The 1,063-nt window shown below is 55.7% G+C and carries 1 protein-coding gene; it reads left to right on the top strand.

All coding sequences use genetic code 11. The features are described 5' to 3' along the window. The coding region (gene bamA, locus AC1D1P_RS24155; protein ID WP_477674766.1) for an outer membrane protein assembly factor BamA at nt 1–1,063 on the top strand (1,063 nt) is incomplete at both ends.

The raw sequence follows: 1,063 nt of genomic DNA, 5'->3' as shown, positions 1-1,063 counted from the left end.
GGCAGAACCATCCCGCCGTGCTTATGTTCGGCGCATCAACGTGGCCRGAAACAATCGCACGCGCGATGAAGTCGTGCGTCGCGAGTTCCGCCAGTTTGAGTCGTCCTGGTACGACGGCGACAAAATCCGGCTTTCCCGCGACCGTGTCGACCGTCTGGGTTTCTTTACCGATGTGAATGTAGAAACGCAGGAAGTGACCGGTACAAACGACCAGGTCGACATTACGGTCAATGTGGTTGAAAAGCCAACCGGTAATTTGCAGCTTGGTGCGGGGTATTCCAGCGCGGACAGCCTCTCACTGGTATTCGGTATCAAGCAGGAAAACGTTTTTGGCTCSGGCAAYTACCTGGGYGTTGAAGTCAACACCAGCAAGTCMAACCGCCAGATYGTGCTCAGCACTATTGACCCATATTTCACGGCCGATGGTATTTCGCGCACCATTGATGTCTATGACCGCACGTCGAAGCCTACCTCGGGCCAAGGTGGTGACTACAGCCTGAAAACGCGGGGCGCAAGTATTCGTTTCGGTGTTCCGTTTACCGAGAATGACACCGTYTATTTTGGCAGCGGTTACGAGCAGTTGACGATTGTGCCGGGCACCAATCTGCCGGTTAGTTATCTGAACTATGCGAACCAGTTTGGCTACAAAAGCAACTCGATTCCGTTGACAGTGGGTTGGTCGCGCGACAGCCGCGACAGCGCGCTGGTGCCTACGTCGGGCCTCTATCAACGGGTTTACGGTGACTGGGGTGTCGCTGGCGACATCAAATTCGTGCGAGCGAACTACCAGGCCCAGAAATACATTCCGCTCAACAAGCAGTTCACGATCGCGCTTAACGGCGAGTTTGGCTGGGGCAAAGGCCTGAATGGCCAGCCTTATCCGCTCTTCAAGAATTACTATTCGGGCGGCCTGGGTTCTGTGCGTGGATTTGAGCAAGGCTCACTGGGCCCGCGCGATGCGTCTGATCTTGCCATCGGTGGACCGAAGAAGCTCACCCTCAATGCCGAACTCATTGCGCCGTTTCCTGGTGCAGGCAATGACCGTACCCTGCGCCTCTATGGG

This window comes from Polaromonas sp. P1_E1_2 (assembly GCF_056406035.1).
The sequence above is the reverse complement of the archived record's forward strand: the minus strand, read 5'-3'. Positions and strand labels throughout refer to the sequence as shown.